1 protein-coding gene is annotated in these 1,841 nt (G+C 39.6%); it reads left to right on the top strand.

Features of this window, described 5'->3' with window-relative positions; genetic code table 11:
* Positions 1-1,788, top strand: a 1,788-nt coding sequence (locus tag DN064_RS14045; protein ID WP_115463292.1) for an OmpA family protein, incomplete at its 5' end; no start/stop codon positions are given.
* Positions 1,789-1,841 lie beyond the last annotated feature (53 nt).

Below are 1,841 nucleotides of genomic sequence, written 5' to 3'. Positions count from 1 at the left end.
CTCTACGAAAAAGTCGTTGAAAAGGGCGACAGTAGCGTCTATGTACTTACCAGACTTGGGGATTGTTATTACAACAATGCCAACTCTGAAAAAGCAGCATTCTGGTATGGTGAAGCCCTCGAAAAAGATAAAAAAATTGATGCCGAGTACCTCTATAAGTACATTCAGTCTCTGAGAAGTATTGGAGATTATGAAAAGGCCAATCAGTGGTTTGCTGAGTTTAAAGCCATGCAAGAAGGTGATAGCCGTGTTAAAGGCTACGACCCTGATCAAGTGGACTATTACAGCAAGCTCACCGCACCTTCCGACATGATCGTCACTGTTAAAAATGAAGAGTTTAACTCTCAGTACTCTGACTTTGGTGCTTTTGTTGCCGATGGTAAAATTTACTTTGCCTCTGCTCGTAATACCAACAACAAAATCTATAAATGGACCAATGAACCCTATTTAGACCTTTACGTAGGAGACATTAATGCTGATATGGATTCTATTGCTGGTGTGGATCTGCTCAACTTCGCTAAGCGTCAAAGAGCTGATGTGCATATTGGTACACTTTGTATTACTAATGATGGTGCTACCATGTATTTTACCAGAGATAACGTCTCCAGAGGTAACAGATTAGATTTTGATGACGATGGGACCTCTCATCTTAAACTCTACAAAGCAGCTTTTGTTGATGATGCCTGGGGTAATATTGAAGAATTACCTTTTAATGATACCATGTACTCCAACGGTAACCCGGCTTTGAGTCCTGATAATAAAACACTGTTCTTTGTCTCAGACAGAGAAGGTGGTTATGGACAAACCGATATCTATAAAGTAGCTATCAATGACGATGGCTCTTATGGTGAGCCTGAAAACCTTGGCCCTGCTGTTAACACCGCTGGTCGTGAGATGTTCCCTTTTGTAAGTACAGACAATACATTGTTCTTCTCTTCAGACGGGTATATTAACCTAGGACTGTTAGACATCTATTCCTCTAACATTCTTAAAGGTGACAACTCTGATCCTGTTAACCTTGGAGCACCTTATAACAGTGGATACGATGACTTTGCTTATATGGTTGATGCCGATACTAACAAAGGCTTCTTCTCCTCTAACAGACCTGGTGGTAAGGGTAATGATGATATTTACAGTTTCTCCGCTTATCCTTGTAAAGAACTTATTCAAGGTACCGTAAGAGATCTTAAAACTGGTGGGGTGCTTCCTTTAGTTACCGTGCGCCTTATTGATGAGGCTGGTAAGGTAGTTAATCAAGTATCTACTGATGCTAATGGACAATACACTCTTGAAGTTGATTGTAATGGTGACTTTGTTGTTATTGCTTCTAAAACTGATTATCGCGATGATCAGAAGTCTATCAGTACTTCATCTAATAACCAAAAGCGCAATACTTTAGACCTTAACCTAGAGCCGCTTATTATTGAAAACCAAATCGTACTTAACCCTATCTTCTTTGATTTTGATAAGGCCAACATCAGAACTGATGCGCAGTACGAACTTGAAAATATTATTGATGTGATGCGTAATAACCCTAACATGGTTATTAAAATTGAAGCACATACCGATAGCCGTGGTGGTGATCGCTACAATATGAAACTCTCGGACAGACGTGCTAAGGCCACCAGAGATTACATTCTCTCGCGTGGTATTGATGCCGATAGAATTGAATCCGCTATTGGTTATGGAGAAACACAACTCCTTAACAAATGTAGTAATGGCGTTAAGTGTTCTAAAGAAGAACACCAACTTAACAGACGATCTTACTTCTACATCCTTAAAAAATAATCTACAAATACACATATATTAAAAAACCCCCACAACAGTGGGGGTTTTTGGTT

Source organism: Winogradskyella aurantiaca (genome assembly GCF_003362725.1).
Taxonomy (GTDB): domain Bacteria; phylum Bacteroidota; class Bacteroidia; order Flavobacteriales; family Flavobacteriaceae; genus Winogradskyella_A; species Winogradskyella_A aurantiaca.
This window is presented reverse-complemented; position numbering and strand designations above follow the sequence as displayed.